Raw genomic sequence first — 25,626 nt, forward strand, 5'->3', positions numbered from 1 at the left:
AGCACGATGAGAGCGATCCTGCCAGGCGGCAGGTTCCGCCACCGTGAGCCGATCGTCTTGAGGTGGCCGCGGAGCAGGTCTGCGACCAGGGTGAGGGTCTTGGTGGACAGTGGCAGACGGCACTGGTAGACAGCAGACGGCGGGTCTTCGGCGGGTGTTTTGGTTGTTCTCACACACTGCCAAGCCCCTGCCGGGGGCGCGCCACGTCGCCGCCGTATCGGCGTCCGCAGGCGTCGCCCTCTGATCAGGGGCGCCAGATCTCCACCTCGGGGTGCCGGACAGGTCGGCGGGGCGAACGCTCCGGCCGGAGTCTTGCGCAGCCAGCCCCGCTCGACCAGCCGATTCAGCTTGGCCCGGGTTCCTACGACCTGGCCCGGTTCGGTGGACAGTCCCAGCTGCCCGCAGATCGTCTTGGCCGGCAGCGGAGCCTGGCCGGAGCACACCGCGGACAGCAGCGCCTGGTAGTCGGCGGGCAGCACGTGGGCCACGGCGGCCTCATGCCGGAAGCAGATCAACCGGCCGCCGGTCAGCAGTTGCGCGGCGCGGTCGGTGGCGCGGTCGGCGGGCAGCGCCACCTGATACACCGGCGCCGGCTCATCGGCCGGCTCTTCGGCGAGGATTTCCTTGACCACCTGCTCGGCCACCCGCAGCCGGTCCAGGTCGTCTTCGGCCTCGGCCAGCTAGGTGCGCAGGCGTTCGGCGCGTTCGGTGGCTGCCACGAGGCGTGTGGTGATCTGGGCCAGCAGCGACATGGCATCCCTCGACAGACCCACGACGGTTACCTGGTGAAAGCATCTAGACACGGACGATAACGAGCCCGGATGGGGCGGCGCAGTCTGCGGTGGCGGCGGCAAGGACACCACTCCTCCGCCGCCCAAGGATCCATCCTGTACACCCCTGAGAAGGTCTGCGGGGCCGGCTTCGGTCGCGTCGACTCGGCCTCGCTCGGCACGGCCGGCACCGTCTACCTGCTCTACAGGTGTGCCACCGGCGAGAACAGCGTCGCCACGATGCGCAACGGCGCCAGCGGGAAGGTCGCTATGACGGCCTACCTTGAGGTGAAGGGCAAGCGGTCCGCCGACAGCGGCAGCTTCCAGTACTACGCGGGCCCCGTGCGCGCCAAGACCAAGGCGTCTGCGTCAAGTGGGGCGGCGCCGTCGGCTCAGCGAAGACGACAGCCCCTCGAACACCGCGGCACCTGATAGCGAGCCCGCCCGGTCAACCGGGCGGGCTCGTTCCTTCTACCCGGCCAGCGGGTCACGGCAGGCCGCGCCGTGCGGAAGGCTCAGGACCACTGCTGGTGGGTGCCTCCGTGGCATTTATTGAGGCGTACACCCAACTTGGTGCTCCCGTCGAGGCAGAGACCGCTCTGCAGATTCGGAATACTGCCCGAGTCGTAGGTGTACCAGCCCTGGTGGACGCCGCCGTGGCATTTGAGGAGGCGTACGCCCTTGGTGGTGCTCCCGTCGAGGCACAGACGGCTCTGCAGATGAACGATCATCACCCCATTGCGCCTCGACTCCTTGTACCACCGCTGGTGGTCGCCCCCGTGGCATTTATTGAGGCGTACACCCAACTTGGTGCTCCCGTCGAGGCACAGACCGCTCTGCACGTGCTTCATTTCCGGGAAATCGACCTTAGCGGCCAGCTGCGACGATCGTGATTGCTGTTCGGCGGCTGCCGGCGTGGCGACAGCCATGGCGATCATGGTTGCTGCCACAGCTGCGGTTCGGATAATGGCCCGGGAACCCATGATTCTCCTTGGGGTATAGCGGCAAGGAACGTCTGCCGCATGCCACTGATGAGGGGATGACCTGGGTGAAGCGCCTGACCATGCGCCCCGAGGCATACGGGCTGTTGACCCGGAGAACGCTATCTAGGGGCGGTATATCGCTGGTATAGCACTGATTCGCGCGATCCAACCCTGAAACCTCCTGTCACCCGCTTCGCGGATGCAGGCGGGCTCGGTCCTTCCACTCGACCAGCGGGTCGCTCTTACCCGATCAGTGGAGTGGTGACGTCATGGGCCGAGATCCAGGCATCCCGGTCCTCCGACGGCAGCGTCGACCGCTCAAGCTCCTGCTCACCCTTCGCCCGCGCCGCGGCCCATCGGCATGGGAGGTGGTCCTGCTGGACGGGACCTTGATCCCCACCCGCCGCCGTACCGGTGCCGACAACCGCAAGAAATTCTCCGGCAAGCACAAACGCCACGGCCTGCGCTTTCTCGCGCTCACCGACACCCGCGGCCGACTGGGTTGCGTCCACGGACGTGGTGTACGAGTTTTCGCTGGGGACAGGCGTGGCGTCGTGAAATGAAGACGGCCATCGCGTGACGCTTCTATGTTTGTCAAGCAGCCTCCGTGACGGCGCTTGGCCCGTTTTCGAGCGCCCGATAAATCTTGCGGGCGAGATAGCGCTTGAGGCAGCGGGTCGCTTCGCGGCGCGTCTTGCCGTCACTGATGCGCTTGGCCACGTACTGGCGGGTTTCGGGGTCCCACCGCTGCAGGGTGAGGGCGATGTGGTGCAGGGCGCGGTTGAGCGCGCGATCTCCGTGGGGGTTGAGGCGGTGGCGGGTGTTCTTGCCGCTGCTGGCCTCGATGGGGGCGACGCCGGCCAGGGCGGCGAAGGCGGCCTCGTTGCGAAAGCGGCCAGGACCGGACCATGACACCCAGCATTGGGCGGCGGTGATGACGCCGACTCCGCGCATCTGGAGTAAGTGGCCCATATGCTGGTGGACCAGTGCGGCGAGCTCGTCATCGGCGGCGTGGATCTCGCCGGTCAGGTCGCGGATGCGGCGGGCCAGGCGCTGCATGACCAGGCGACGTGTTCGCTCTTCAGGATCGGTGGTGGCCGAGGGTCGCAGGGCCAGGCAGGCATCGATCAAGGCGGTTCTGGTCAGGCCGCGCAGTCGCTGACGCTGCTGTTCGGGCGCGGTCAACACGAGTGCCTTGAGCTGGTTGACCGCGCCGGTGCGTGCGTGGATCGGCTTTCTCGGGTGACCAACAGCATGCGGACCGCTTCACGGGGACCATCGGTGCGCGGCACGGCCGAATGCTCGCGGCCCAGCGCCTCGCGGGCGGCGCGACGGGCATCTATCGCATCGCTCTTGCCGCCGACCCGGCGAGTGATGCGCTTGGGGCGGTCGGACTCGATGACGTGCTGACCGGCCTGCCGCAACGCGCGGACCAGTCCGGCGCCGTGGCTGCGTGTGCCTTCGATCGCCCACACGATCCGCGGGCTGGAGCCTGATCGCCTGCCCATTGCGCCAGCTGGCGGTAGCCGTCGGCATCGGCCGTGATCGTGATGGCCGACAGCTCGCCACCGACCGGGTTGACCAGGCAGGCGCTGTGCGTGTCGCGGTGGGTATCGACTCCGATCACGGCGTCGACGGTCTGGGACAGCATCGTCATGGCGGCTCCCGTTGTGATGGCGATCTGCCGGAATACGGCGCCGACCTGGTTGGAGACACCACGCGGACATATCTGTGATGAGTCACGCCGCAACGGCGGACAGGCTTCTGATCAAGTCAGCGTGGTGGGCCAGACCGGTGGTGGCGGTCCCGGGGACAGGTCACGCGCAGGGCACACCATGGTGGCCAGATCCTTCGAGAGTCACCCGAGATCGCCAGCACCGAGCCTGGCAGCGCTCCACCTTTCAGCGCCACTGCCAGACTCACAGATCCTTCGTGATTGCGAGTCAAGATCGAAGGAGAAGATAGCGATGGCCGTGAACAACAGTGTGGACCCTGCCGCCTGGCTGGCTCAGCAGATCGAGCGCGGGGATCCGGATCTGTTGCGATCCATGGTGAAGACCATGGCCGAGACGTTGATGTCGGCCGAGGCTGACGGCCTGTGCGGCGCCGGATACGGCCAGCGCAGCGAGGAGCGCACCAACCGGCGCAACGGCTACCGCTCCCGCGAGTGGGACACCCGGGCCGGCACCGTCGAGCTCGCCATTCCGAAACTACGCTCGGGCTCCTTCTTCCCGGACTGGCTGCTGGAACGGCGTCGCCGGGCCGAACAAGCGCTGATCAGCGTGGTGGCCACCAGCTACCTGCTGGGAGTGTCGACGCGGCGGGTGGACAAGCTGGTCGAGCAGCTCGGCATCAAGCACATCTCCAAAAGCCAGGTCAGCGAGATGGCCAAGGTGCTCGACGCCCAGGTGGAGGCCTTCCGCACCCGAGCCTTGGACGCGGGGCCGTATGCCTTCGTCTGGCTGGACGCGCTCACGCAGAAGGTGCGGGAGGGCGGACGGATCATCAACGTGCATGTCCTGGTGGCCACCGCGGTCAACGCCAACGGCCAGCGGGAGATCTTGGGCCTGGAGGTCACCTCGGCCGAGGACGGCGCCGGCTGGCTGGCCTTCCTACGCGGTCTGGTGGCGCGAGGGCTGGGCGGGGTGCAACTGGTCATCTCCGACGCCCACGCCGGGCTGGTCGAGGCGATCGGGGCGAGCCTGCCGGGCGCGTCCTGGCAGCGTTGCCGCACCCACTACCTGCGCAACCTGCTCACCACGGTCCCGAAGTCGGCGCAGCCGTGGGTGGCCACGCTGGTGCGCACGATCTTCGATCAACCCGCCAGTGAGGCGGTGCGGGCCCAGCACGCCTGGGTCATCGACGCTTTGGAGGCGAAGTATCCGGCCGCCTGCGAGCACCTGGACGCGGCCCGGGAGGAGTTGCTTGCCTTTGCCGCCTTCCCGCGCGAGATCTGGAAGCGGATCTGGTCCAACAACCCGCAGGAACGGTTGAACAAGGAGATCCGCCGCCGCACTGACGTGGTCGGGATCTTCCCCGACCGCGGCTCGATCGCCCGGCTCGTCGGCGCGGTGCTGGCCGAACAGACCGATGAGTGGAGCGAGGCCCGCCGTTACATGGGTCTGGACGTTCTGGCCAAGGCCCGCATGCGGGTGATCCCAGGCGACACACCGGCACAGAACCCGCTGCCGCAGACACTTACCGCTTAACCTGCAGAAACAGGATCACGCGAAGGTCAACTCATACACCACTTCGCCGGACGTGACCGAACTCCGCAGCTTTCCTGAACTCACTGCTCACACCGTTCCCTTTAGAAGAATGTCTTGTCCCACTCTCCGGTCACCAACGCCAGCATCGACTCCGGGAATCCTCGGGTTACTCGCTGCATCCCCGCGTCGCCAAACAGATAGACGACCCCGTCCTCGCCGAGCAGGACGGCCTCAGCCGTATCAAACGCCTCACCGATGGGCCAGAGCCCGACATCAACCCTCCGCTCCGCCTCCACCACCCACGCCCGGTAGAAGTGCAGAGCCGCGGTCACATCCGTAGTCACCTCAACCTCCATCCGGACATATCCCCCCGGATAGATGAACCGCATGTTCGCGTACCGAAACACGAACTCCCGTAGCACCGGACCGTCCGTCCCACCCTTCTCCACATGCGCGGTGACGACCTCCTCCACGTCCGCCTCGTACTGCCGCACCCAGAGACAACGAGAAATGACCTCCTGCATGACGGCCGAATGATGGCTTAGATCTACCAGCACAATTGCTTCCTTATCCGATGTGAACACGCCCGACCACATCACCGAACCAGGTACTGCAGTCCGGGGGGCATGAAAAGTCGGCTCCGGGCCCGCCTCCATCACCAGCCCAGCAGCGTCACTGTGGCAGGTCAGGTGACGGGTGGCTACGGGTGGATGCGGGTGTGTCTGGCCTCCTGGGGTGGGATGTGGACCTTGGCCAGTTCTCGCAGGGCTCGTAGGGCGCCGGTCTGCCTCGCCAGGGCGAGAGCCTGTCTGGCTGTTTCGACCGAGCGCTCGCACTCGTGAACGTCGGCGTACGCGTGGGCCATGCGCGCCAAGGCGTAGGCGGTGGCATAGGTCGGCGGCGCCTTCGGTGGCTGCTGTTCCAGGATCTCGATCGCGTCCCTGGCATGGCCGAGATCGACGAGACACCCGGCGCACAGGGTGTCGTGGGCCTGGGTGGAGCAGTCGAATCGGTAGGGCGTCTCGTCCCCCGGTTCCGCGAGTGACTGAGCGGACTCTTCCAGGCGGCGCCGGCACATGTCCAGGTTGCCGGCGAGGGCGTGACCCTGCGCCTCATGATGCCGGGACAGGGCATCCACCCGCGCGGGGAGGTGGGCGCGTTCACGGGCGGCGACGGCGAGGTCGACGAGCCCGCCGGGATCACCGGCGGTGTCGGAGAGGCCCCCCCTCTGGGCAAGGGTGTAGGCCTCGAGCAGCGCGTCGGCCGCCTCACGAGCATCGCGTACGGCCTCATCCGACCAGGCCAGCGCCCTGCTAGGGTTTCCTGCCTCGTGGTGCAGGCGGCTGATCAGCTCCGCGTTCTCGGTGGCGAGCAGCAGGAACGCGCGTCTGACGGGCGAACTGGCATCGCGACGGAACTCCTCGATGCCCGCGAAGACAGGCCGCAGGACGCTGATCGCGTCGGCGGGGCGGAGGTCGGTCCGGGTGTAGGCGTCCAGGATCGCCCTGAAGTAGCCGACCGTCCGGTCATCGGCCCGCTGAGGCGCCTCGATCGCCCGGCCGGTGGATTCCTCCTCCTCGGCGGTGAACATCCCCGACACCAGCGGGATGCCGGTCAGGTAGTGCCACAGAGTGGTGCCGGCCGCGTCGCCGACGAACAGCTCGGCCTCGTCCACGCCGAACGCCCGGCAGAGCAGCTCCGCGTACCACTCGTCGGGCCGCCGCTCCCCCGCCTCCCAGAGCCGGATCATCGAGGTGAGCGTCTCCGGCGCGGGCAACCGGTCCCGCGTGCTCTCGTCCGCCGCGGCTGACAGCCGTTCCGCGAGCTCTCTCTGACTCCACAGGCGCCCGCGGCGCAGGACTCCCAGACGGGCGGCCCAGATCGGAACATCGATGTCGACCATTGGCGTGTCCCCCGATCATCCATGTGGTCACGTAAGTCCCTTATGGGCGATTGTTCCCATTGTCTGTTCTTTGGTGTGTCCCGTCAGCCCCCAGCTGTGAGATGCCCGGTGGTCGTCGACGGGCTTGGCCATGCCGTGGGTGCTCCATCGCCGCGGCGGGATCGGAGGTGGTGACGGGGGCGTTATGTCCGGTCTCTCATGATCGTGACGGGCTCCGCGCACCGCCGGAGTTCCTCCATCCGTCCCTCGACGATTGAAGTCACATGCGAAGATCCGTCCTGCTCGCGATCGCGCCGGCCGTCATCGCGGCCCTGCTCCCGCTCAGCGCCTCAGGAGCTGTCACGCCCCCCGCGCCGCCCATCATCTGGACGCCGTGCGCCCAGGACGCCGGCGCCGAGTGCGGCACGCTGAAAGTGCCCATCGACTGGGACGATCCCGGCGAAGGCTCCATCGACCTGGCTCTGGCCAGGCGCAAGGCCACCGGCCGTACGACCAGGATCGGCTCGCTGGTGATCAACCCCGGCGGGCCTGGCATCTCGGGCGTCGACTTCATACTCTCGGCCGGCGGCTATTTCAGCGGGGAGCTCACCAGCAGATTCGACATCGTGGGATTCGACCCGCGCGGCGTGGGCCGCAGCAACCCGGTCGTCTGCTCCTCCGCGCTGCTGGCCGAGGGTCCGCACCCGCTCATCAGGAGTCAGGCCGAACTGGAAGCCCGGCTTGCCTACAACCGGCGGCTCCGCGAGGACTGCAGGGCCCGCACCGGGCCGCTGTTCGACCACGTCAGTTCACTCAGTGTGGCCCGTGACCTGGACGCTCTGCGCGCCGCGTTGGGCGAGGAGAAGCTGACCTACTACGGCGGCTCGTACGGCACGCTGATCGGCCAGCTCTACGCCGAACGCTTCCCTCATCGGGTCAGGGCGCTGGCCCTGGACGGCAACTTCGACCACAGCCTCGGCACCGCCGCCTACCTCGACACCGCGGCCCTCCACGCGGAGGGATCCTTCGACGAGTTCGCCGCCTGGTGCACGAGGACCGCCACGTGCGCACTGCACGGCAAGGACGTGCGCGCGTTCTGGGCGGACCTTCGCGCCAGGGCCGACCGCGGCGAACTGCACCGGCCCGGCCAGCCGGCTGAGCCCATGACCAGCTGGGACCTGACCGACATGGCCTTCGCCGCGTTCTACGGACCCAACTGGGCCGAGCTGGCCGAGCTGCTGCTCGCCGTCGACACCGGCGAACAGCCGCCTTCCTCCTTCACCGGGCCGCAGCCGGACGGGGCGGTGTCCCCCTTCCCTCGGGCGGTCTACTGCCAGGACTTCCACCTGCCCGTCCGTGACTACCGCGAGTACGCCGCGCACCTGGGCCGCCAGTCCGCCCTCGCCAGAGACATGCGATTCAGCCCGGCGGCGCTGGGGGCGCTCGCCTCCTGCCTCGGCCAGCCCACGCCCCTCCCCAACCCGCAGCACAGGCTGCGCGTGGAAGGCTCCCCACCGATCCTGCTGGCCAACTCGCTCCACGACCCGGCCTCGGGCTACCTGTGGGCGGTCAGCACGGCTCAGCAGATCGGCCACGAGGCCAGACTCCTCACCTACGAGGGCGCGGGCCACGGCGTCTACGGCCGCAGCGACTGCACCACCGAGACGATCGACCGCTACCTGACATCCCTGGTCGTCCCGGCCCCTGGCGCCCGCTGCCCGGCCGTCTCCCCGCCGGATGGCCGGGCGCGGCTCGGCGTGCGCCACCCCTCGCTCCGCTGACCACGGTCATGGCTCCAGTCCCCTGCGGAGCAGCGTCCACACCCGTTCGGCGGTCTCACGCCGGTCGGGCGCGGGGGTCTTGGCGAGCACGCCGGCGAGCATGCCCACGGCCAGGACCAGGTCGTCGGGGCCGAGGTCCTCGCGGACGCGACCCGCGCGCCGGGCCTCGGGCAGCGCGCCGGCCAAGAGCTTCGCCACCCTGTCGCGCACCTGGATGAGGCGAGGATCGGGGTCCATCGGGGGCACGCTGACCATGTCGATGAACGCGGTCGAGGCGATGGTCTGCTCGGTGATCAGATCGAGAACGTCGGCCAGGGTGGAGCCGGGCTCGTCGGCCAGGGCCTCGAGGTCGGCCACGGCGTCCTCGAACACCGCGAGGGCGAGGCTGACGCGATCGGGGAAGTGCCGGTAGAGGCTTCCCTGCCCGACCCCTGCCGCACGGGCGACCATGCTGAGCGGCGCGTTGTACCCGGCGCCGGCGAAGACCTCGCGGGCCGCGGCTATCAGCGCGGCCCGGTTCTCCGCCGCGGCGCTTGGTCCTCTGTTCGGTCGACGCGCAGGGTGCACATCGCCTACAGTAGCAACCGGACAAGGTTGTCCGGTTGCTGACGTCGCCCCGGGCCGCGGCCGAGCCGCGGCGCACCTCGCGGGCGGGGGCGTCGCCCGCGGCCAGGCCGCCTTCGCGCCGCGACCGAAAGGACGAACACGTGACGACCTTCGCCTTCGACGACCGCGTCAGCCTGGTCACGGGCGCGGGCTCCGGAATCGGCAGGGCGATGGCCTTCGCCTTCGCCAAGGCCGGGACTCGCGTCGTGGTCTGCGACATCGACCGCGAACGCGCGGAGCGGACCGCCTCCGAGATCGGGGACGCGGCCATCGTGGCCGCCGCCGAAATCTCCGACGAGGCGTCGGTGGGCGCGCTGGTCGAGAGTGCGATCAGCGCGTACGGCCGGATCGACGTGCTGTGCAACAACGCCGGGATCATGGACACCATGGCCCTGCCCGCCGACATCCCGGTGGCGCTCTGGGAGCGGGTGCTCCGGGTCAACCTGACCGGCACGTTCCTGGTCACCCACGCGGTGCTGCCGCACATGCTGCGCGAGGGAAGGGGCGCGATCGTCAACACCGCCTCCGAGGCCGGCATCAGGGGCGGGACGGCCGGGGCCGCCTACACCGCCTCCAAGCACGGCGTCGTCGGCCTGACGCGCAGCGTGGCGTGGGCGTACGCCAAGGACGGCATCCGCTGCAACGCCATCCTGCCCGGCCCCACCCTGACCGACATCGCCTCAGCGGAGAGCGTCGGGAGCTTCGACCTGGCGGGCGCCGCCCGCCTCGCGCCGGTGCTCGCACTCGGCGAGCGGATGGCGCAGCCGGAGCAGATGGCCGACGCCGCCCTCTTCCTGGCCTCGGACGCCGCCTCGTTCGTCAACGGAGCGATCGTGCCGGTGGACGGCGGCTGGTCAGCGGCCTGATGAGACGACGAGTCCTTCCGATCCCGATCTCAGGAGACACGATGAGCGACACCAGCGGGCAGACCCCGCACTACCCCTTCTCCCCGCCCGGCGCCTTGGAGCCCCCTCAGGAGTGGGCCCCGCTGCGCGAGGGCTGTCCCGTGGCGTCGATCCGGCTGGCCAGCGGCGACGAGAGCGTGCTGCTGACCCGCTACGCCGACGTCAGGCAGCTGCTGTCGGACCCTCGTTTCACCCACCACCTCGACAGCGCCGACGCCGCCAACATCACCGCGAACGAATCCGGCGGCGTGTTCGGCTCCGGCGGCACGAACATGGGGGCCGACACCCACCGGCAGTGGCGCCAGCTGATCGGCAAGGCGTTCACCGCCAAGCGCGTCTCCGCCATGCAGCCCGGGATCGAGGCCATGGCCGAGCACCTGGTCGATGAGATGATCAAGCAGGGCTCTCCCGCCGACCTGGCCGGCGCCCTCGGCTTCCCGCTGCCGGTGTGGGTGATCTGCGACCTGCTCGGCGTGCCGGACTCCGACAGGGACAGGTTCTCCTACTGGTCCGACACCATGCTCAGCCTCACCAGGTTCACCCAGGTGGAGATCGACGCGGCCCAGGCCGAGTTCGACGACTACCTGCGCGCCCATGTCGCGGCCAAGCGGGCCACGCCGGGCGACGACCTGATCAGCGAGCTCATCTCACTCGTCGGCGCGCTCGACGGGCGGATGACCGAAGAGATCATGATGCTCACGGCCAAGGGGCTGCTGGTCGCCGGTCACGAGACGACCTCCAACATGATCGGCAAGATGGTAGCGATGCTGCTGGCCGACCGCGGTCGCTGGGAACAACTGCTCGCCGACCGCTCACTGATCCGCCTCGCGGTGGAGGAGAGCCTGCGCTACGACGCCAACCCCGGCTTCGGGATCCCCCGCTACATCAGCGAGGAGATCCAGGTCGACGACATCACGGTCCCCGCGGGGACCACCGTGGTGTGCAACCTGGCCGCGGCCAACCGCGACGAGCGCCAGTTCGACCACGCCGCCGACATGGACCTGACCCGCTCTCCCAACCCGCATCTGGCCTTCGGCGCGGGGCCGTACGCCTGCCTCGGGCAGGCGCTGGCCCGCACCGAGCTGCAGACCGTGCTGAAGGTGCTGCTCGACCGGCTGCCCACGCTGGAACTCGCCGTGCCCGTCGCCGACCTGGCCCGCCGCGAAGGGCTCATCGTCGGCGGCCTGCGGCAGGTCCCCGTGCGCTGGTGACGCGGCTGTCGGTGAGAGAGAGGAATCGACGATGAACATCGCTGTTGACCAGGACAAGTGCTGCGGCGCCGGCCAGTGTGCGCTGCTCGCGCCCGAGGTGTTCGACCAGGGCGAGGACGACGGCATCGTGATCCTGCTGAACCCCTCGCCCGCCGAGCGGTTCCGCGCCGCCGTCAGGGAGGCCGCCGACGTGTGCCCGGCCTCCGCGATCACCGTGGACCTCCGGCCTTGACGGTGCCCGACGACGTGGTGCCCGACGACGTGGTGATCGTGGGCGCCTCCGCCGGTGGCCTGGCAGTGGCGGAGGCGCTTCGCCGCAAGGGCTACCAGGGCGGCCTGACGCTGCTGGGCGCCGAGTCGCATCCGCCCTACGACCGGCCGCCGCTGTCCAAGCAGGTGCTGTCAGGGGTGTGGGCGCGCGAGAGGGCGTACCTGCGGCAGGCGGACGAGCTGTCCGCGCTCGAGGCCGACTTCCTTCTGGGCGATCCCGCCGTCCGGCTGGACGTCGCGGCGCGCGAGGTGCTGACCGCGTCGGGACGCCTCCTGCGAGCGCGGGCCGTCGTCCTGGCCACCGGCCTGACTCCGGTCAGGTTCCAAGGCCAGGACGGACTGGCAGGCGTGCACACACTGCGGACCATGGATGACGCGCTCGGGCTTCGCGAGGACCTCCTGGACGGCGGACGGCTGGTCGTCGTGGGCGAGGGCGTGCTGGGTGCGGAGGTGGCCGCGACCGCGCGCGGCATGGGGGTCGACGTCACCCTCGTCGGCCTCGGTGACGCGGTCCTGGCCGACCAGCTCGGCGACCTGGTCGGCGGGATGCTCACCCGGCTGCACGCCGAGCGCGGCGTCCGGCTGCGGCTCGGCGTCGCGGTCGAGGGCCTGTCGGGTTCCGGCGGCAGGGTCTCGGGGGTACGGCTGGCCTCGGGCGAACTCCTGCCCGCCGAGACGGTCGTGGTGGCGATCGGCTCGCGCCCGGCGACCGGCTGGCTCCACGGCAGCGGGCTGTCCGTGCGTGACGGCGTGCGGTGCGACTCGCGCTGCCGCGCCGCCCCCGGCGTCTACGCCGTCGGCGACCTGGCCTCCTGGCACCACGAGAAACTGGATCGCAGGCTGCGGCTGGAGAACAGGACCAACGCCGTCGAACAGGCCCGGATCGTGGCGGCCAACCTCCTCGGCGAGGACCGGCCCTACCTTCCCCTGCCCTATTTCTGGACCGACCAGTACGACGCCAAGATCCAGGCTCACGGCTTCTTCCCTTCAGGCGCCAGGGTGGACGTGGTGGAGGGCGATCTCGAGCAGAACCGCTTCGTCGCGCTCTATCACCGGGACGGGAAGGTCACCGGGGTACTCGGCTGGAACATGGCCAAGGCCGCCCGCCTGCACCGCGGCCGGGTGGCCGACGCCATCGGCGACTGAACGCCGAGCGGCTCCCCCGTGATCGGCAGCGCCCCGCCCCGCGTCCCGGCTGGCGGGCGCTGCCTCATTGCGGACATAATCCCCGGATGGACGGTCGGGGAGCTGCGTTGGCGCGCGTCATGGCGTGGGGTGTCGCGGTCGTGTCCCTGGTCGCGGTCGTGGTGGCGTTACTGATCCAGGCGCGGCTGCCCGAGGCGTGGCGGCCGTCCATCCCCGCCACGCCCGACCACGCGGCCGGGCTCGCCTTCCCGCTCGTCGGCGCCTTCGTCGTGGCGCGGCGTCCCAGGCTCGTCGTGGGCTGGCTGATGTGCGCGGGCGGGCTGTTCGCGGGGCTCAGCGTGCTCGTCGGGATGTTGATGTTCCAGGCGGCGGGCGCGGGGTCGATGGAGACGGCGGGCGTGCTCCGCATCGCGTCTGGAATTACGTGGGCGTTCGGCGGCGGCATCCTCGCGGTCCTCGTGCCGTTGTTCGCGCCGGACGGCAGGCTGCCCTCGCCCGGGTGGCGGGTACATGTGGCGGTGAGCATGACGGTGTTCGCCACGCTCGCCTTCCTGCTCGCCGTCCGCCCGAAGCCCGCGCCCGGCGCGCTGCGCCGCCCCGCGGTCATCCCGAACCCGCTGAAGATCGAGGCGCTCGCGCCTGTCCACCTCCAGCTCTACGAGGCGGCCTACCTGGCCATGGAGGTGTGCGTCGTCGTGGCGCTGCTCGCGCTCGCCATGCGCTTTCGCAGGGCCGACTCCGCGATGCGCCGCCAGATCGCCTGGCCGCTCGTCACGTTCGCCGTCTACATCGTCTTCCTGCTGCTCGGCGACGACTACTGGGCGCCCGCCGTCTTCTGGACCACCCTGATCCCCGTCGCGCTCATGGTGTCGATACTGCGCTACCGGCTGTTCGGCATCGACACGGTCGTCAGCCGCGCCTTCGTGGCCACCGGCCTGATCGCGGCGGTCAGCGGCGTCTACTTCGGCGTGGGCGCCGTGTCGAGCCTGCTGGTCGCCGGATACCACCAGGTGGCGGGGCTGGCCGCGGCGCTGTTCGCCGGCGCGTTCTTCCAGCCGATGCGCCGCCTCCTGCAGCGGGCGGTGGACAGGCTGATGTACGGCCCCGTCGGCGATCCGCGCCTGCTGGCCGAGCGGCTCACGCAGGAGGTCAGGCGCGCGGACCCGGCCGAGGCCCTGAGCGTGGTCGTCGAGGTCGTGCGGGACGGCCTCGCGGTGGACGGCGCGGCCGTACGGGTGAGCGGGGGCCTGTCCGTCGAGAGCGGCGACGTCGGCGCCTCGCCCCGCGAGATCGCCCTGGTCTGGCACGGTGAGCCCGTAGGACGCCTGCTGATCGGCCGCCCGGGGGCGCGCAGGTTCGCCGCGGCGCACGACGAGCGGGTCATCGCGACGCTGCTGCCGTATGTCGCCGACGTGGCGCACGCCGCACGCATGGCGGCCGACCTGCAACGTTCACGTGAACGCATCCTGGCGGCCCGCGAGGAGGAACGCCGCAGGCTCCGCCGTGACCTGCACGACGGCCTCGGGCAGACGCTCGGCGCGATGGCCATGACGATCAACATCGCCCGCATCAGCATCAAGCGCGCTCCCGGCACCGCGGACGACCTGCTCAAGGACCTCCACAGCGGCATGGAGGCGGTCACGGGCGACATCCGGGAGCTGGTGTACGGCCTGCGCCCTCCCGCGCTCGACGACCTCGGCCTGGCGCAGGCCGTACGGCAGCTCGCCGAGGCGACGCTGACCAGGGCCGACGAGGAGGGCACCGCCGTCGAGGTGGTGGTGGACGGCGAGCTGGGCGACCTGCCCGCGGCCGTCGAGGTGGCCGCCTACCGCATCGCGCAGGAGGCGGTGACGAACGTGCGGCGGCACGCGCGGGCGTCGTCGGTCAGGATCGCCCTGGTCCGCGAGGCCGGCCAGTTCGTGGTCAGCGTCGAGGACGACGGCGTGGGCCTGCGTCAGGACTGCAGGGCGGGCGTCGGCACCTCGTCGATGCGCGAACGCGCGGCCGAGCTCGGCGGCTCCTGCTTCGTCACCTCCCGCCCGGGTGGCGGCACCCTGGTGGAGGCCAGGTTGCCGGCCGCCGCCCCGCTCGCCGAGGCGGGGCGGGCCGTCCGAGGAGCCGCGGGGTCGGCCCGCGAGTGACGGGACGACCGCGGGGTGAGGCGGACGGCGAGCGCGATCAGCCGCCGAACCGGCTCAGCTCGAGGGTGTACTCGAGCGCGGGGCGGCCGTCCAGCACGGTCTCGCAGGTGGGAACGAAGCCGGTGCGGGCCAGCACGGCCTGCGAGGCGAGGTTGTCCAGCGTCGTCGCCGCTCGCAGCGTCGTCAGGGCGTACTCGGTGGCGGCCAGGGCGCACACCTGGCGGACGGCGGCGGTGGCCAGGCCCTGGCCCGAGGCGCTCTTGGCGATCCTGTAGCCGAGCTCGGCCGAGCCGTCCGCCACGTCGACCAGGTTGACGCGGCCCAGGACCACGCCGTCGCCGTCCACGAGCACGTGGAAGTGGATCACCCCTGCGGCCTGCTCGGCCAGCAGGGCGGCGTGGCGTGCGTCGAACTCGGCGAAGTAGGCGTCACCGCGGTCGGGGATCGAGGCGGCGAAATAGGCCCTGTTCTCCCGTTCGAACGCGAGCAGGGCGGAAGCGTGGTCGGAGCGGAGGCGCTGCAGCTCGGGCATGGGACGCACGCTACCTGGACCGCCCGGCATGCGGCTTTCACGGTCATCGCTTTTCACGGTCATCGCTCGAAGCCGCCGGGCGACGCCATCCCGGCCATCCCCCAGCAGGCCGTCAGCCGGCGCGCAGCGCCTCGACGACCGCGACGGCCTCCTGCAGCAGCTCGACGGGGCAGCCCCAGTAGTCGTAGATGCCGCCGCGCGCACGGTTGCTGCCGCAGATGACGAAGACGCCGGTACCCAGCTCGGCCTTGAGGTGGCTGGCCAGCCAGCCGACGAAGCCGCTGTTGTCGAGGTCGGCGGGGAAGTGGAAGGAGAAGACGCCGAAGCGTTCGGACTCTCCGCCGTCCCGCGGCAGGGGGACCAGCCTGCTCCAGCTCTCGCTGTCGCGGACCACCGCCAGGGTATCATCGGTGAGCGCCGGCGGGCGATCGGCGGGGAACTCCTCGAAGTGCCACACGCCGTCGTGCACGGTGAGGTCGGCCATGGAGATCACCTGGCGCAGGCGCTCCTCGGTCTGTTGCCGGGTCTCCACACTGACGCTGACCATGGCAGGGCCCCCGATCCTCTAGACCGTGATCCGCTCGGGATCACCGGACGGCCGCCATCCTCGCACACCGCGCCCTGCCGCCTGCCGCCGAGGCGCTCGCAGCGGGCCACCGGCTCGTTCCCGCGGGCGAGGACGCCGCCTCGGCGCGGGAACGAGCCCGAACTCTCGTCAGCCCAGGATCTCCGGGCGGATCCTGGCCCATTCCAGCGAGTGCCTGATGCCCTCGGCCACCGTGTGGCGAGGCTCCCACTCCAGCAGGCGCCTGGCCAGCTCCGTGCGGGTGTAGGCGCCCGCCACGTCACCAGGCCTCGGCCCCGTCTCCACGACCTCGATGGGCCGCTCGACCACCTCGTTGAAGGCGGCCACCAGCTCCCGCACCGTCGTTCCCCTGCCGGTGCCGAGGTTGATGACGTCCTCGGTGAAGGAGCCGAACCGCTCGAGAGCGGCCACGTGCGCCGTGGCGAGGTCCCACACGTGGATGTAGTCGCGGATGCCCGAGCCGTCGCGGGTCGGCCACGACGTGCCGGTGACCTGGAACGGCGTGCCCTCCTCCCACGCCTCGATCATCTTGCCGAGCGCGTGGCTGGGCCTGCGCAGCTGCAGTCCCGTGCGCATCTTGGGGTCGGCGCCGATCGGGTTGAAGTAGCGCAGCGACAGGATCCTGATCGGCTGCGTGGCGCTGATGTCGGCGAACATCCCCTCACACACGGCCTTGGTCCGCGCGTACGGGCTCTGCGGCGCGAGCCCCGAGCTCTCGTCGACGGTGAAGTCGTCGCCCGCCTCGTAGATCGAGGCCGACGAGCTGAAGATCATTTTATCGCAGCCGTTGCGCAGCAGGTGCTCGACGAAGTCGAGGCTCTTGGCCACGTTGGCGCGGTAGTAGCCGACGGGGTCGGCCACCGAGTCGGGCACCACGATGAGCGCCGCGCAGTGGACGACGGCCTCGATGTCGGGATGCTCGGCGAAGATCGTGTCGATCAGGCCGCCGTCGGCGATGTCACCCTCGTAGAAGGCGCGCCCCCGCGCGAACTCCCTGCGCCCGGTGACCAGGCTGTCGAGGACGACCGGCGTGATGCCGGCGTCGAGGCAGGCCGAGGCGACGGTGCTGCCGATGTATCCGGCCCCGCCGGAGATGAGGACCTTCACGGGGCGACCCGCCCGTTGGCGACGAAGGCGGCGTGCGTGAGGGGCATGAGCTCGGCCCAGGCGGCCTCCATCTTCTCCGCCACCATCTCGATCTCACGCTGCGGGAAGGAGGGCACCTTGGCCTGCTCGTTCTTGGTGCGCAACGACAGGAAGTGCATGAGGGAGCGGGCGTTGCAGGTGGCGTACATCGTGGAGAACAGACCCACGGGCAGGACGGCGCGGGCCACCTCACGGGCCACGCCCGCCTCCAGCATCTCCTGGTAGGCGGCGTACGCCTGCCGGTAGGCGCCCTCCATCGCCTCGGTGACGAGCTTGTGCTGCTCGGGCGAGCCGTCGACGAAGACGTAGCGGCCCGGCTTGCCCTCCTGGACGAGCTTGCGCTCATGGCCCGGCACGTAGAAGACGGGCTGGAGCTCCCTGTAACGGCCACTCTCCTCGTTGTAGGACCAGCCGACTCGGTGCCTCATGAACTCGCGGAACACCAGGATCGGGGCGCTGACGAAGAACGTCATGGAGTTGTGCTCGAACGGGCTGCCGTGTCTGTCGCGCATCAGATAGTTGATCAGCCCCTTGGACCGCTCGGGATCCTTGCCGACCTCCTCGAGTGACTGCTCCCCCGCGGTCGACACCCTGGCGGCCCAGAGCACATCCGTGTCGGACGCGCTGTGCTTGACGAGTTCGACCGTGACGTCGTTCAGGAAACGCGGCTCGTCGCTCACTTAGTGGATCCCCCTTGTGCTCGGCGTTCTGGCCGCCCGCCATCGTACGCCCGTCGTCACAGAGAACGGGCCCTCGCACCGCGCCTTGACTGCGGCTCCCGGCTAGTCTCTCCTGACGTGAACGTGCTGTGGATCGGGGGGCCGCCGGGATCGGGGAAGACGACCGTGGCCAGGAGGCTGGCGCGCCTTCACGGTCTGCGGCGCTACGACTCCGACGCCCGCACCTGGGCGCATCGCGACCTGGCCGTCAAGGCGGGTCATCCGGCCGCGCTGCGGTTCGAGGAGTTGACGCCCGCGCAGCGCGCCGCCGCTCCGATGGAGGAGCGCCTGGCCATGTGGCTGCAGGCCGAGCGCGGCCCCATGACCGTCGCCGACCTGCGCGCGCTGCCGTCCTCGCCGCTGACCGTGGCCGAGGGCACGCAGGTGCTGCCGGGGATGCTGCCTCCCGGAAGCAGGGCGGTGTGGCTGGTGCCGCCCGCCGAGGTACGGCTGGCCAGGCTGAGGGCGCGGCACGGGCCCGGCTGGGCGGCCGAGCTCTACCTTCGCCTCGGCGAGCTGATCGAGGCGGAGGTGGAGCGGGCCGGTGTCGCGGTCATCACGCGGGAGGACGCGCTGCCCGAGGTCGAGCGCTTCTTCGCCGCGGAGCTGGCGGCGGGTCCGCTGGCGCGGGGGCCCGAGGAGCGAGCGCGGTTGCTGCGTGAGGCCAACGAGGCGGTGGTCGAGCAGTACCGGGCCTTCTTCGCCCGGCCGTGGAGCCCCGACGCCTCCGAGACGACCGCCCGGCCGTTCGTGTGCGAGTGCGCCGATCCGCGCTGCGACGTCCAGGTGTCTCTGGTGATCGAGCGGCTGCCCCCGGAGCCCGTGCTGGCGCCGGGGCATCGCCCCTGGAACCGGCCGGAACGGGCCGGCGTGAGCGGTCAGAGCCGGTAGACGCGGCGGGCGTTGCCCGAGCCCGCCATGTGGGCGACGCGGGCGGCGTCGGCCGCGCTCCACTCCCCCGACTCCACGCGCCTGCCCAGCGCGCCGGCCATGCCGAGCCTGAAGTAGACGGCCCCGAGGTGGCAGCCCTCGGCCAGGCCGTAGCAGTCGGAGCTGAACAGCTGCTTGTGGAAGGGCACCAGTTCGAGCAGCTCGTCGAGGATCCTGGCCGACCCCGCGGCGGTGTGGGTGAGCGTGAGGCCGACGTCGACGTAGACGTGCGGGAAGACCGAGGCGAGGTAGGCGGCCTGGCGGTGGAAGGGGTAGCAGTGCAGCAGCACGACGGGGATGCCGAGCGGCTGCAGGGCACGGATGAAGCCGGTCATCTGGGCGGGGTCGGCGCGCGACATGTCGAGGTCGGCGTCGCCGTAGCCGGTGTGGAACTGGATCGGCAGGGCGCGGTCGCGGGCCACGTCGACGGCGGTCCAGAGCAGGTGGCGCAGCAGGATCGGATCGACCAGGCGCTCTCGCGGGTCGGACAGGCGGCGGTTGGCGGCGGCGATGACCGAGCCCCTGCTGGGTCTGGAGGGGTCGAAGTCGAGGCCGCAGCGGTAGGCGATGATCGACTTGAGGCCGACGGCGCGGGCCGCCCTGGCGACGAGCTCCTCGCCGAGGCTGTCCATGTAGTCGACGGCGACCGCCGCGCTGTCGGCGATGTCCTGCTCGACCTGCTCGAGCCTGACGATCTCGTCGGCCGCGGCGCCGCCGTGGCGGCCCATCTCGGCGGCCGAGAGCAGGTCGGGGGCCTCCAGTCCGGTGTCGACGAGGAAGGCGACCACCCCTGAGGCCTGCAGCAGCCTCCTGTTGACCTCTCCCGCGCCGAGCTCCTGGCGCCTGCCCAGGTAGACGGCGGGGGCGACGTGCGGTTCGAGGCCGAGCACGGGGGCGCACCAGCGGCGGATGGCCGCGCCGAGCGGGGTGTCGAAGTGTGTGGTTCCCGGCGGGGCGGGTGTGCGCGACTCGCCGATCAGCAGCTCGAACTGGGCCCTGCTGAGGTCGTCGCGGCGCACCCCGTGGCAGTGGTGGTCGACGAGCGGGGCGAGCAGGGCGTCGCGCACCGCATCCGGCAGGTCTACGGGGAGCATGCGCCTGACTCTAGAGCGTGATCGCCGGCGAGATCCGGGCTTTTGCCCACTGCGTACGTTGGGGCGACCCCGGCCGCGCGGCCGGGGTCGCGTGTCCTTCAGGCCCTGCGTGACAGCCGCAGGACGTTGGCGATGACCTTCGCGCCCGCGCCGCCCTCCGCGGTCAGGATCGACTCGGGGTGGAACTGTACGGCGAAGCGCCTGTTGGCCACGTCCTCGATCGCCATCACGTTGCCGTCGGGGGTCAGCGCCGTGGCCTCGAAGCCGACGACGCCGGGCCGCTTGGCGTGCAGCGAGTGGTAGCGGGCGGCGACGAACTCGGCGGGCAGGCCCTCCAGCAGGGCGCTGTCGCCGAGGCGGGAGACGTGGCCGCGCTTGCCGTGCTCGGGGTAGTCGAGCAGTTCGAGGGCGCCGCCCGCGTGCTCGACCATGGCCTGCAGGCCGAGGCAGACGCCGAAGACCGGCAGGCCCCTGGCGTAGACCTGGTCGATGAGGGCGGACATGCCGAAGTCGGAGGGCCAGCCGGGGCCGGGCGACAGGACGACCAGGTCGGGGGCGATCTGGTCGATCATCTCCGCGGGGAAGCCGTGGCGCAGGGTGACGACGTCGGCTCCCTCCTGGCGGAAGTAGTCGGCCAGGGTGTTGACGAAGGAGTCCTCGTGGTCGACGAGCAGGACCTTCATGCCCAGGCCCGGCTGGTCGCGCACGGGGCGTTCCCGGACGGCGGAGGGCTGGTTGACCGCGGCCAGCGCGCCGAGCAGGGCGCTGGCCTTGAGCTCGGTCTCGCGCTCCTCGGCCTCGGGGTCGGAGTCGAACAGCAGGGTGGCGCCCGCCCTGACGGTGGCCACGCCGTTCTTGATCTGGGCGGTTCGCAGGGTCAGGCCGGTGTTCATGGAACCGTCGAAGCCGATGAAGCCGATGGCTCCGCCGTACCACCTGCGGGTGGTGGCCTCGTGGTCCTCGATGAACTGCATCGCCCAGGTCTTGGGCGCGCCGGTCACGGTGACGGCCCACATGTGGGTGAGGAAGGCGTCGAGGGCGTCGAACTCGGGGCGCAGCCGGCCTTCGATGTGGTCGACGGTGTGGATCAGGCGGGAGTAGAGCTCGATCTGGCGGCGGCCGATGACCTGGACGGTGCCGGGGACGCAGATGCGCGACTTGTCGTTGCGGTCGACGTCGGTGCACATCGTGAGCTCGGACTCCTCCTTCACGCTGGACAGGAGGGTGCGGATGGCCTCGGCGTCCTCGACGGGGTTGGAGCCGCGGGCGATGGTGCCGGAGATGGGGCAGGTCTCGACCCTGTCGCCGGTGACGCGGACGTACATCTCGGGCGAGGCGCCGACCAGGTGCTCGCCGTCGCCGAGGTTGATGATGAACTCGTAGGGCGCCGGGTTGGTCAGGCGCAGGCTGCGGTAGAAGGCCGAGGGGTCGGTGCAGGTGGCGTGGAAGACCTGGCCAGGCACGACCTCGAACAGGTCGCCGCGCTTGAACTTCTCCTTGGCCGCCGCGACGACGGTGGCGTAGGCGCCCTTCTCCGGGTCCTTCGGGACCTCGGTGGGGGCGACCTGCGGGAAGGTGTCGCCGGTGCGCTCGAGCCCTCTGGTGGAGACGCCGTCGACGACGAACTCGTAGCGGTACTCCACGCTGGTCTCGCGCTGGCGGTCGATGACGACGAGCCTGTCGGGCAGGTGCAGTACCAGGTCGCGCTGGTCGGCGGGCCTTTCGAGCTCGTGGCGGATGGGCTCGAACTGGAAGGCCAGGTCGTAGCCGAAGGCGCCGTAGAGGCCGAGGTGCTGGTCCTCGCCCTTGAAGGCGGCGATGACCTCGCGGATGGCGGTGAAGACGGTGGGACGGCGGCTGCGCATCTCCTCGGGGAGCAGGTCCTCCGACTCGGGGATGTGCACCTCGACGTGGGCGCCGGTCGGCTCGGAGACCGGCTTGCCCGCGGCCAGCAGGCAGGAGGCGATGGCGGGCAGGACCACCTTGCCGCGCTCGTTCAGCGCCCTCGCGGCGATGGTGCGGCCTCGGGCGACGAGCTCGACGCAGGGGTCGACGTAGCCGAACGCCCATCGGCTGTAGCGGCCGGGGTAGTCCATGCCCGACGAGAACGCGCCGCCGCGTCGCTCGCCGAGCTCGGTCACGATCTGCTCGAGGGCCTCCTCGGGCACCTCACGGACCTCGCGCTCGACGCTGACGCCCCCGGCGGTGGTATATCCGCTCGTCTCCACTCAAAGCCCCTTGCTAGCTCATGAGCCCCGGGGCGGAGACAGGAAAGGCCGCCTTCCGGGGCGGCCGTCCGTTGAGGAATGCGAATCTGGCGCCGCCTAGGAGCGGCGCCACCACTGAAGCTGCAAGCCGATTCGCATAGCCCAAGGGTAGCCGCCCGATCGGAGATCACGCAACGCGGACACACCGCGCCGTTTTCAGCGGTTGACCAGGGGTGCCAGCTCGGGTCGCTTGGGGCGGACACCGTCGCCGGAGGAGCGTCCCTGGATGCGCCTGTTGATCCACGGCCCGAGGAACTGCCGCGCCCATCGCAGGTCCTCGCGGCGGGCGTCGGCCCACTGGGCGGGCAGCAGCGGCGGATACGGCTCGCGCCAGTCCTCCTGCACCGCCACCCCGAGCACCTCGGCCGCGTGCAGGGCCACCCTGCGGTGCCCGTCGGGCGACAGGTGGAGCCTGTCCATGTTCCACGCCCGCCTGTCGCGCAGCACCGCCATGGGCCACATGTCCACCAGGAAGGCGTCGTAGCGGCGCGCGATGTCGTGGATGTGCAGGTTGAAGATCTCGATCTTGCTGTGCGCCAGTCGCATCACCGGGACGTCGCGCAGGTCGAACCCGGTGAACAGCATCACCCTCGAGCCTGCCTGCGTGAGCGCCGCCACGCCCTGCTCCAGCCTTGCCGCCACCACGTCGGGGCCGCTGCTCGGCCGCAGGATGTCGTTTCCTCCCGCGCACAGGGACACCAGGTCGGGCCCGAGCTCGACGGCCATCGGCACCTGCTCTCCGACGACCTCGTCGATCAGCCTGCCGCGCACGGCCAGGTTCGCGTAGGCGAGCCCCGGCTGCTCGGCCTCGATGTGCTCGGCCAGCCGGTCGGCCCATCCGCGGTAGCCCTCGTCGGCGGGGTCCTCGAGACCCTCGGTGAAGCTGTCCCCCAGAGCGACAAACGACGTAATTCGTCCCATGACCGGATAGTTTGCCAACAGGTGATCTCCCTACGCGACCGTAGCCTGGGGTGACGGAACTCACCTTGTCGAGGCCGCCGCCCGTCTGTTACTGGTTAGTAATGCGGGTTCGAGTCGAGAGGGACCTTCCCGTCCCGATGCGGGACGGCGTGACGTTGCTCGCCGACCGTTACGCGCCGGTCGGGGCCGAGCGCGCGCCGGTGGTCCTGATCCGCTCGCCGTACGGCAGGCGCGGCCTGTTCGGCTACGCCTACGGGCGGGGGTTCGCCCGCCACGGTCTGCAGGTGGTGATCCAGAGCTGCAGGGGCGGTTTCGGCTCGGGCGGGATGCTCGACCCGCTCGGCGACGAGCACGACGACGGCATGGCCACGGTCGAGTGGCTGCGCGGCCGGCCGTGGTATCCGGGCGCGTTCGCGATGCACGGCCCCTCCTACCTCGGCTACACCCAGTGGGCGATCGCCCCCTACGTGGGAGGCGAGCTCAAGGCGATGGCCACGCAGATCACCGCCTCCCAGTTCAGGGACGCCGCCTACGTGGGAGGGGCGTTCGCGCTGGAGTCAGCGCTGAGCTGGACCACGCTGACCAACGGGATCTCGCGCAGGTTCGGCGGCGCGTCGGTGCTGACCGCGCCCAGGCTGACCAGGAGGGCGGTGCTGTCGGGGCGGCCCGTCGCCGAGCTGGACCTGGTGTCGGCGGGCCAGGCGCTGCCCTTCTACAGGGACCTGCTCGCCCACCACGCCGACCCTGCGGTGCCGTACTGGCACAGGCGGGACTTCTCGGCCGAGGTCGGGAGGGTGGAGGCGGCCGTCACCATGCTGGGCGGCTGGTACGACGTGTTCCTGCCGTGGCAGCTGCGCGACTACGTGGCGATGCGGGCGGCGGGGCGGCAGCCGTACCTGACGATCGGGCCCTGGTGGCACATCGACGTCAGGCACGGCCCCGTGACCAGGGCCGAGTCGCTGGCCTGGTTCCGCGCGCACCTGCTCGGCGACCGGTCGGGGCTGCGGGACTCCCCCGTGCGGCTGTACGTGACGGGCGCGAGGCAGTGGCGCGACTATCCCGACTGGCCGGTGCCCGGCATGCGGCCCGTGCGCTGGCACCTGCAGCGCGCCTTCGGCCTCGGTCCCGACGGGCCGCTGGAGGCCGAGCCCGACCGGTACAGGTACCACCCCGCCCATCCGACGCCGGTGATCGGCGGTCCCGTGCTGCTGGCCGACTCCAGGCCGCGCGACCAGCGCCGCCTGGAGGCGCGCAGGGACGTGCTCGTCTACACCTCCCCCGTGCTGCGCGAGGACGCCGAGGCGATCGGCCCGGTCTCGGCCGAGCTGTTCGTCAGGTCGAGCACGCCGCACGTGGACGTGGTCGTGCGGGTGTGCGACGTGCATCCCGACGGGCGCTCCATGAACGTCTGCGAGGGGGTGCGGCGGCTGTCGGCGGCCGACGGGGGTGACGCCGACGGCGTGCGCAGGGCCTCGGTGGACCTGTGGCCGATCGCGCACAGGTTCGCCAAGGGGCACAGGATCAGGGTGCACGTGGCGAGCGGCGCCTACCCGACGATCGCCCGCAACCCCGGCGCCCCCGGGTGGGACGCCCCCGGGGTGCCCGCCGACGTCGAGGTCTTCCACGACCCCTCGCGCCCTTCCTCGCTCGTCCTGCCCTTGACGGCGGCTTGAGTCACTTGCGGGTCACTTTCCGTGATCGACGGCAAGAAGGTTGCAGGCAGAGCGGTGCATAACTGAGTCGCGAGCCCCAGGGCGCAACCGCCGGACCGGGGCCCCGAGACCTCAGGAGAGCACCATGAAGCGCACCTCGCTCGGTCTGGCCGTCCTCGCGATCGCCGGCCTGACCGTCACCGCCCCCGCCGCGGCCTCCGCCGCCGTCTCCGGCTCGGCCGACCCCGGCCCCGAGACCTGCCGCCAGGGATACGTGTGGCGGGTCGCCAAGCCGTCCGACCTGGTCTGCGTCACCCCCGCGACCCGTACCCAGGTGGCCGCCGACAACGCCGCCAAGCACGGCCGCTGGACCACCGGCGCGTACGGCCCGCACACCTGCGTCGTCCCCTACGTCTGGCGCAACGCCTACGACGGCGACGACGTCTGCGTCACCACCAGGCAGCGGGACCTGGCCGCGGCCGACAACGGCCAGAGCTCGGCGCGCAAGGTGCTGGCCAAGCTGTGGATCACCAAGTACACGATCGGGCCGAAGGACAACGGGGACGGCACCGCGACCACCACCTCGACCGACAGCATCGCCAGGCTGAAGCTGAACGGCAGCCACTACAACTTCGGCACGGTCAAGCTGGCGATCAGGTGGAGCCACAACGACGCCCTCTACTGGCACGCCGGCGTGACCGCCAAGCAGGCCTCGGGCTACCCGGGCGGGGCGTTCGGCTACCTGACCGGCAAGTTCGACTGCTCGGCCAAGGGCAAGCCGGCCAACGCCTACGCCTACGCGTACGACACGATGTCGGGCCGCTTCTCGGCCAGGGTCCCCGTCAGGATCGGCTGCGCCGTCCTCTGACGGCCGG

The 25,626-nt window shown here is 70.6% G+C and carries 25 protein-coding genes; 12 read left to right on the forward strand and 13 right to left on the reverse strand.

All coding sequences use genetic code 11. The annotated features are described in order from the left end of the window. Positions 1-497: 497 nt before the first annotated feature. On the forward strand, positions 498-812 hold the full coding sequence (locus FHR33_RS44670) for a hypothetical protein (RefSeq protein ID WP_183661409.1): 315 nt from the start codon (positions 498-500) through the stop codon (positions 810-812). A 9-nt stretch (positions 813-821) separates the two neighbouring features. Further along, on the forward strand, positions 822-1,202 hold the full coding sequence (locus tag FHR33_RS44675) for a hypothetical protein (RefSeq protein WP_183661411.1): 381 nt from the start codon (positions 822-824) through the stop codon (positions 1,200-1,202). A gap of 83 nt (positions 1,203-1,285) precedes the next feature. Here the strand turns inward: FHR33_RS44675 and FHR33_RS44680 are convergent, their stop codons facing one another. The 3 genes from FHR33_RS44680 to FHR33_RS49490 form a co-directional block, all read right to left on the reverse strand. Beyond that, positions 1,286-1,753, reverse strand: coding sequence for an RICIN domain-containing protein (locus tag FHR33_RS44680; protein ID WP_183661413.1), 468 nt, complete (start codon positions 1,751-1,753; stop codon positions 1,286-1,288). Between the two features lie 242 nt (positions 1,754-1,995). After that, complete coding sequence (locus tag FHR33_RS44685) at positions 1,996-2,265, reverse strand: hypothetical protein (RefSeq protein ID WP_183661414.1); 270 nt, start codon at positions 2,263-2,265, stop codon at positions 1,996-1,998. A gap of 82 nt (positions 2,266-2,347) precedes the next feature. Further along, positions 2,348-2,938, reverse strand: coding sequence for a transposase (locus tag FHR33_RS49490; protein ID WP_221242553.1), 591 nt, complete (start codon positions 2,936-2,938; stop codon positions 2,348-2,350). Positions 2,939-3,720: 782 nt separating this feature from the next. Between FHR33_RS49490 and FHR33_RS44695 the strand changes: the two genes are divergently transcribed. Then, complete coding sequence (locus tag FHR33_RS44695; protein WP_183661415.1) at positions 3,721-4,962, forward strand: IS256 family transposase; 1,242 nt, start codon at positions 3,721-3,723, stop codon at positions 4,960-4,962. Between the two features lie 101 nt (positions 4,963-5,063). On the opposite strand, the gene FHR33_RS44700 is transcribed toward FHR33_RS44695, so the two are convergent. Both FHR33_RS44700 and FHR33_RS44705 read right to left on the reverse strand, forming a co-directional pair. After that, positions 5,064-5,519: a hypothetical protein gene (locus FHR33_RS44700; RefSeq protein WP_183661416.1), complete on the reverse strand. Its 456-nt coding sequence runs from the start codon at positions 5,517-5,519 to the stop codon at positions 5,064-5,066. Positions 5,520-5,662: 143 nt separating this feature from the next. Then, complete coding sequence (locus FHR33_RS44705) at positions 5,663-6,865, reverse strand: helix-turn-helix domain-containing protein (protein WP_183661417.1); 1,203 nt, start codon at positions 6,863-6,865, stop codon at positions 5,663-5,665. A 263-nt stretch (positions 6,866-7,128) separates the two neighbouring features. On the opposite strand from FHR33_RS44705, the gene FHR33_RS44710 reads away from it, so the two are divergent. Further along, entirely contained in the window at positions 7,129-8,625 is a 1,497-nt protein-coding gene (locus tag FHR33_RS44710) for an alpha/beta hydrolase (RefSeq protein WP_183661418.1), read from the forward strand. Positions 8,626-8,631: 6 nt separating this feature from the next. Here the strand turns inward: FHR33_RS44710 and FHR33_RS44715 are convergent, their stop codons facing one another. Continuing rightward, positions 8,632-9,192: a TetR family transcriptional regulator gene (locus FHR33_RS44715; protein ID WP_183661419.1), complete on the reverse strand. Its 561-nt coding sequence runs from the start codon at positions 9,190-9,192 to the stop codon at positions 8,632-8,634. Between the two features lie 140 nt (positions 9,193-9,332). Here FHR33_RS44715 and FHR33_RS44720 point away from each other — a divergent pair, with 140 nt between their 5' ends. The 5 genes from FHR33_RS44720 (at position 9,333) to FHR33_RS44740 (ending at position 14,904) form a co-directional block, all read left to right on the forward strand. Continuing rightward, positions 9,333-10,097, forward strand: a complete 765-nt coding sequence (locus FHR33_RS44720) for an SDR family NAD(P)-dependent oxidoreductase (RefSeq protein ID WP_183661421.1) — start codon at positions 9,333-9,335, stop codon at positions 10,095-10,097. A gap of 41 nt (positions 10,098-10,138) precedes the next feature. Beyond that, the gene (locus tag FHR33_RS44725) at positions 10,139-11,347 is read left to right on the forward strand and encodes a cytochrome P450 (protein WP_183661423.1); all 1,209 of its coding nucleotides are present in this window, start codon (positions 10,139-10,141) and stop codon (positions 11,345-11,347) included. Positions 11,348-11,378: 31 nt separating this feature from the next. Continuing rightward, positions 11,379-11,579, forward strand: coding sequence for a ferredoxin (locus tag FHR33_RS44730; protein WP_183661425.1), 201 nt, complete (start codon positions 11,379-11,381; stop codon positions 11,577-11,579). A 2-nt stretch (positions 11,580-11,581) separates the two neighbouring features. Next, positions 11,582-12,763 (forward strand): NAD(P)/FAD-dependent oxidoreductase, encoded by a 1,182-nt coding sequence (locus tag FHR33_RS44735; RefSeq protein WP_312896105.1) that lies wholly within the window; start codon positions 11,582-11,584, stop codon positions 12,761-12,763. Positions 12,764-12,849: 86 nt separating this feature from the next. Beyond that, a complete protein-coding gene (locus tag FHR33_RS44740; protein ID WP_183661427.1) occupies positions 12,850-14,904 on the forward strand; it encodes a sensor histidine kinase in 2,055 nt (684 codons plus the stop codon). A 37-nt stretch (positions 14,905-14,941) separates the two neighbouring features. On the opposite strand, the gene FHR33_RS44745 is transcribed toward FHR33_RS44740, so the two are convergent. The 4 genes from FHR33_RS44745 to thyX all read right to left on the reverse strand — a co-directional run bounded on the left by FHR33_RS44745 (position 14,942) and on the right by thyX (position 17,848). Beyond that, a complete protein-coding gene (locus FHR33_RS44745) occupies positions 14,942-15,436 on the reverse strand; it encodes a GNAT family N-acetyltransferase (protein ID WP_183661429.1) in 495 nt (164 codons plus the stop codon). A 112-nt stretch (positions 15,437-15,548) separates the two neighbouring features. Beyond that, positions 15,549-15,983: a DUF6196 family protein gene (locus tag FHR33_RS44750; RefSeq protein WP_183661431.1), complete on the reverse strand. Its 435-nt coding sequence runs from the start codon at positions 15,981-15,983 to the stop codon at positions 15,549-15,551. Between the two features lie 168 nt (positions 15,984-16,151). Further along, positions 16,152-17,129, reverse strand: a complete 978-nt coding sequence (gene galE, locus FHR33_RS44755; protein WP_183661432.1) for a UDP-glucose 4-epimerase GalE — start codon at positions 17,127-17,129, stop codon at positions 16,152-16,154. After that, positions 17,126-17,848: an FAD-dependent thymidylate synthase gene (gene thyX, locus FHR33_RS44760; RefSeq protein WP_183661433.1), complete on the reverse strand. Its 723-nt coding sequence runs from the start codon at positions 17,846-17,848 to the stop codon at positions 17,126-17,128. Before thyX ends, galE begins: the two co-directional genes overlap by 4 nt. A 117-nt stretch (positions 17,849-17,965) precedes the next feature. Between thyX and FHR33_RS44765 the strand changes: the two genes are divergently transcribed. After that, entirely contained in the window at positions 17,966-18,778 is an 813-nt protein-coding gene (locus FHR33_RS44765) for an AAA family ATPase (protein WP_183661434.1), read from the forward strand. Here the strand turns inward: FHR33_RS44765 and FHR33_RS44770 are convergent. From FHR33_RS44770 to FHR33_RS44780, 3 genes are all read right to left on the reverse strand, one after another. After that, complete coding sequence (locus FHR33_RS44770) at positions 18,766-19,911, reverse strand: amidohydrolase family protein (protein WP_183661435.1); 1,146 nt, start codon at positions 19,909-19,911, stop codon at positions 18,766-18,768. The two genes, FHR33_RS44765 and FHR33_RS44770, sit on opposite strands and share 13 nt — an antisense overlap. A gap of 98 nt (positions 19,912-20,009) precedes the next feature. Continuing rightward, positions 20,010-22,139 (reverse strand): anthranilate synthase component I, encoded by a 2,130-nt coding sequence (locus tag FHR33_RS44775; RefSeq protein WP_183661436.1) that lies wholly within the window; start codon positions 22,137-22,139, stop codon positions 20,010-20,012. Positions 22,140-22,334: 195 nt separating this feature from the next. Next, a complete protein-coding gene (locus FHR33_RS44780) occupies positions 22,335-23,099 on the reverse strand; it encodes an SGNH/GDSL hydrolase family protein (RefSeq protein ID WP_183661437.1) in 765 nt (254 codons plus the stop codon). Between the two features lie 101 nt (positions 23,100-23,200). Between FHR33_RS44780 and FHR33_RS44785 the strand changes: the two genes are divergently transcribed. Together FHR33_RS44785 and FHR33_RS44790 are read left to right on the forward strand one after the other, a co-directional pair. After that, the gene (locus FHR33_RS44785; protein ID WP_183661438.1) at positions 23,201-24,772 is read left to right on the forward strand and encodes a CocE/NonD family hydrolase; all 1,572 of its coding nucleotides are present in this window, start codon (positions 23,201-23,203) and stop codon (positions 24,770-24,772) included. Positions 24,773-24,896: 124 nt separating this feature from the next. Further along, positions 24,897-25,619: a hypothetical protein gene (locus FHR33_RS44790; protein ID WP_183661439.1), complete on the forward strand. Its 723-nt coding sequence runs from the start codon at positions 24,897-24,899 to the stop codon at positions 25,617-25,619. Positions 25,620-25,626 lie beyond the last annotated feature (7 nt).

The sequence above is a fragment of the Nonomuraea dietziae genome, assembly GCF_014195505.1.
GTDB classification, from domain to species: Bacteria; Actinomycetota; Actinomycetes; order Streptosporangiales; family Streptosporangiaceae; genus Nonomuraea; species Nonomuraea roseola.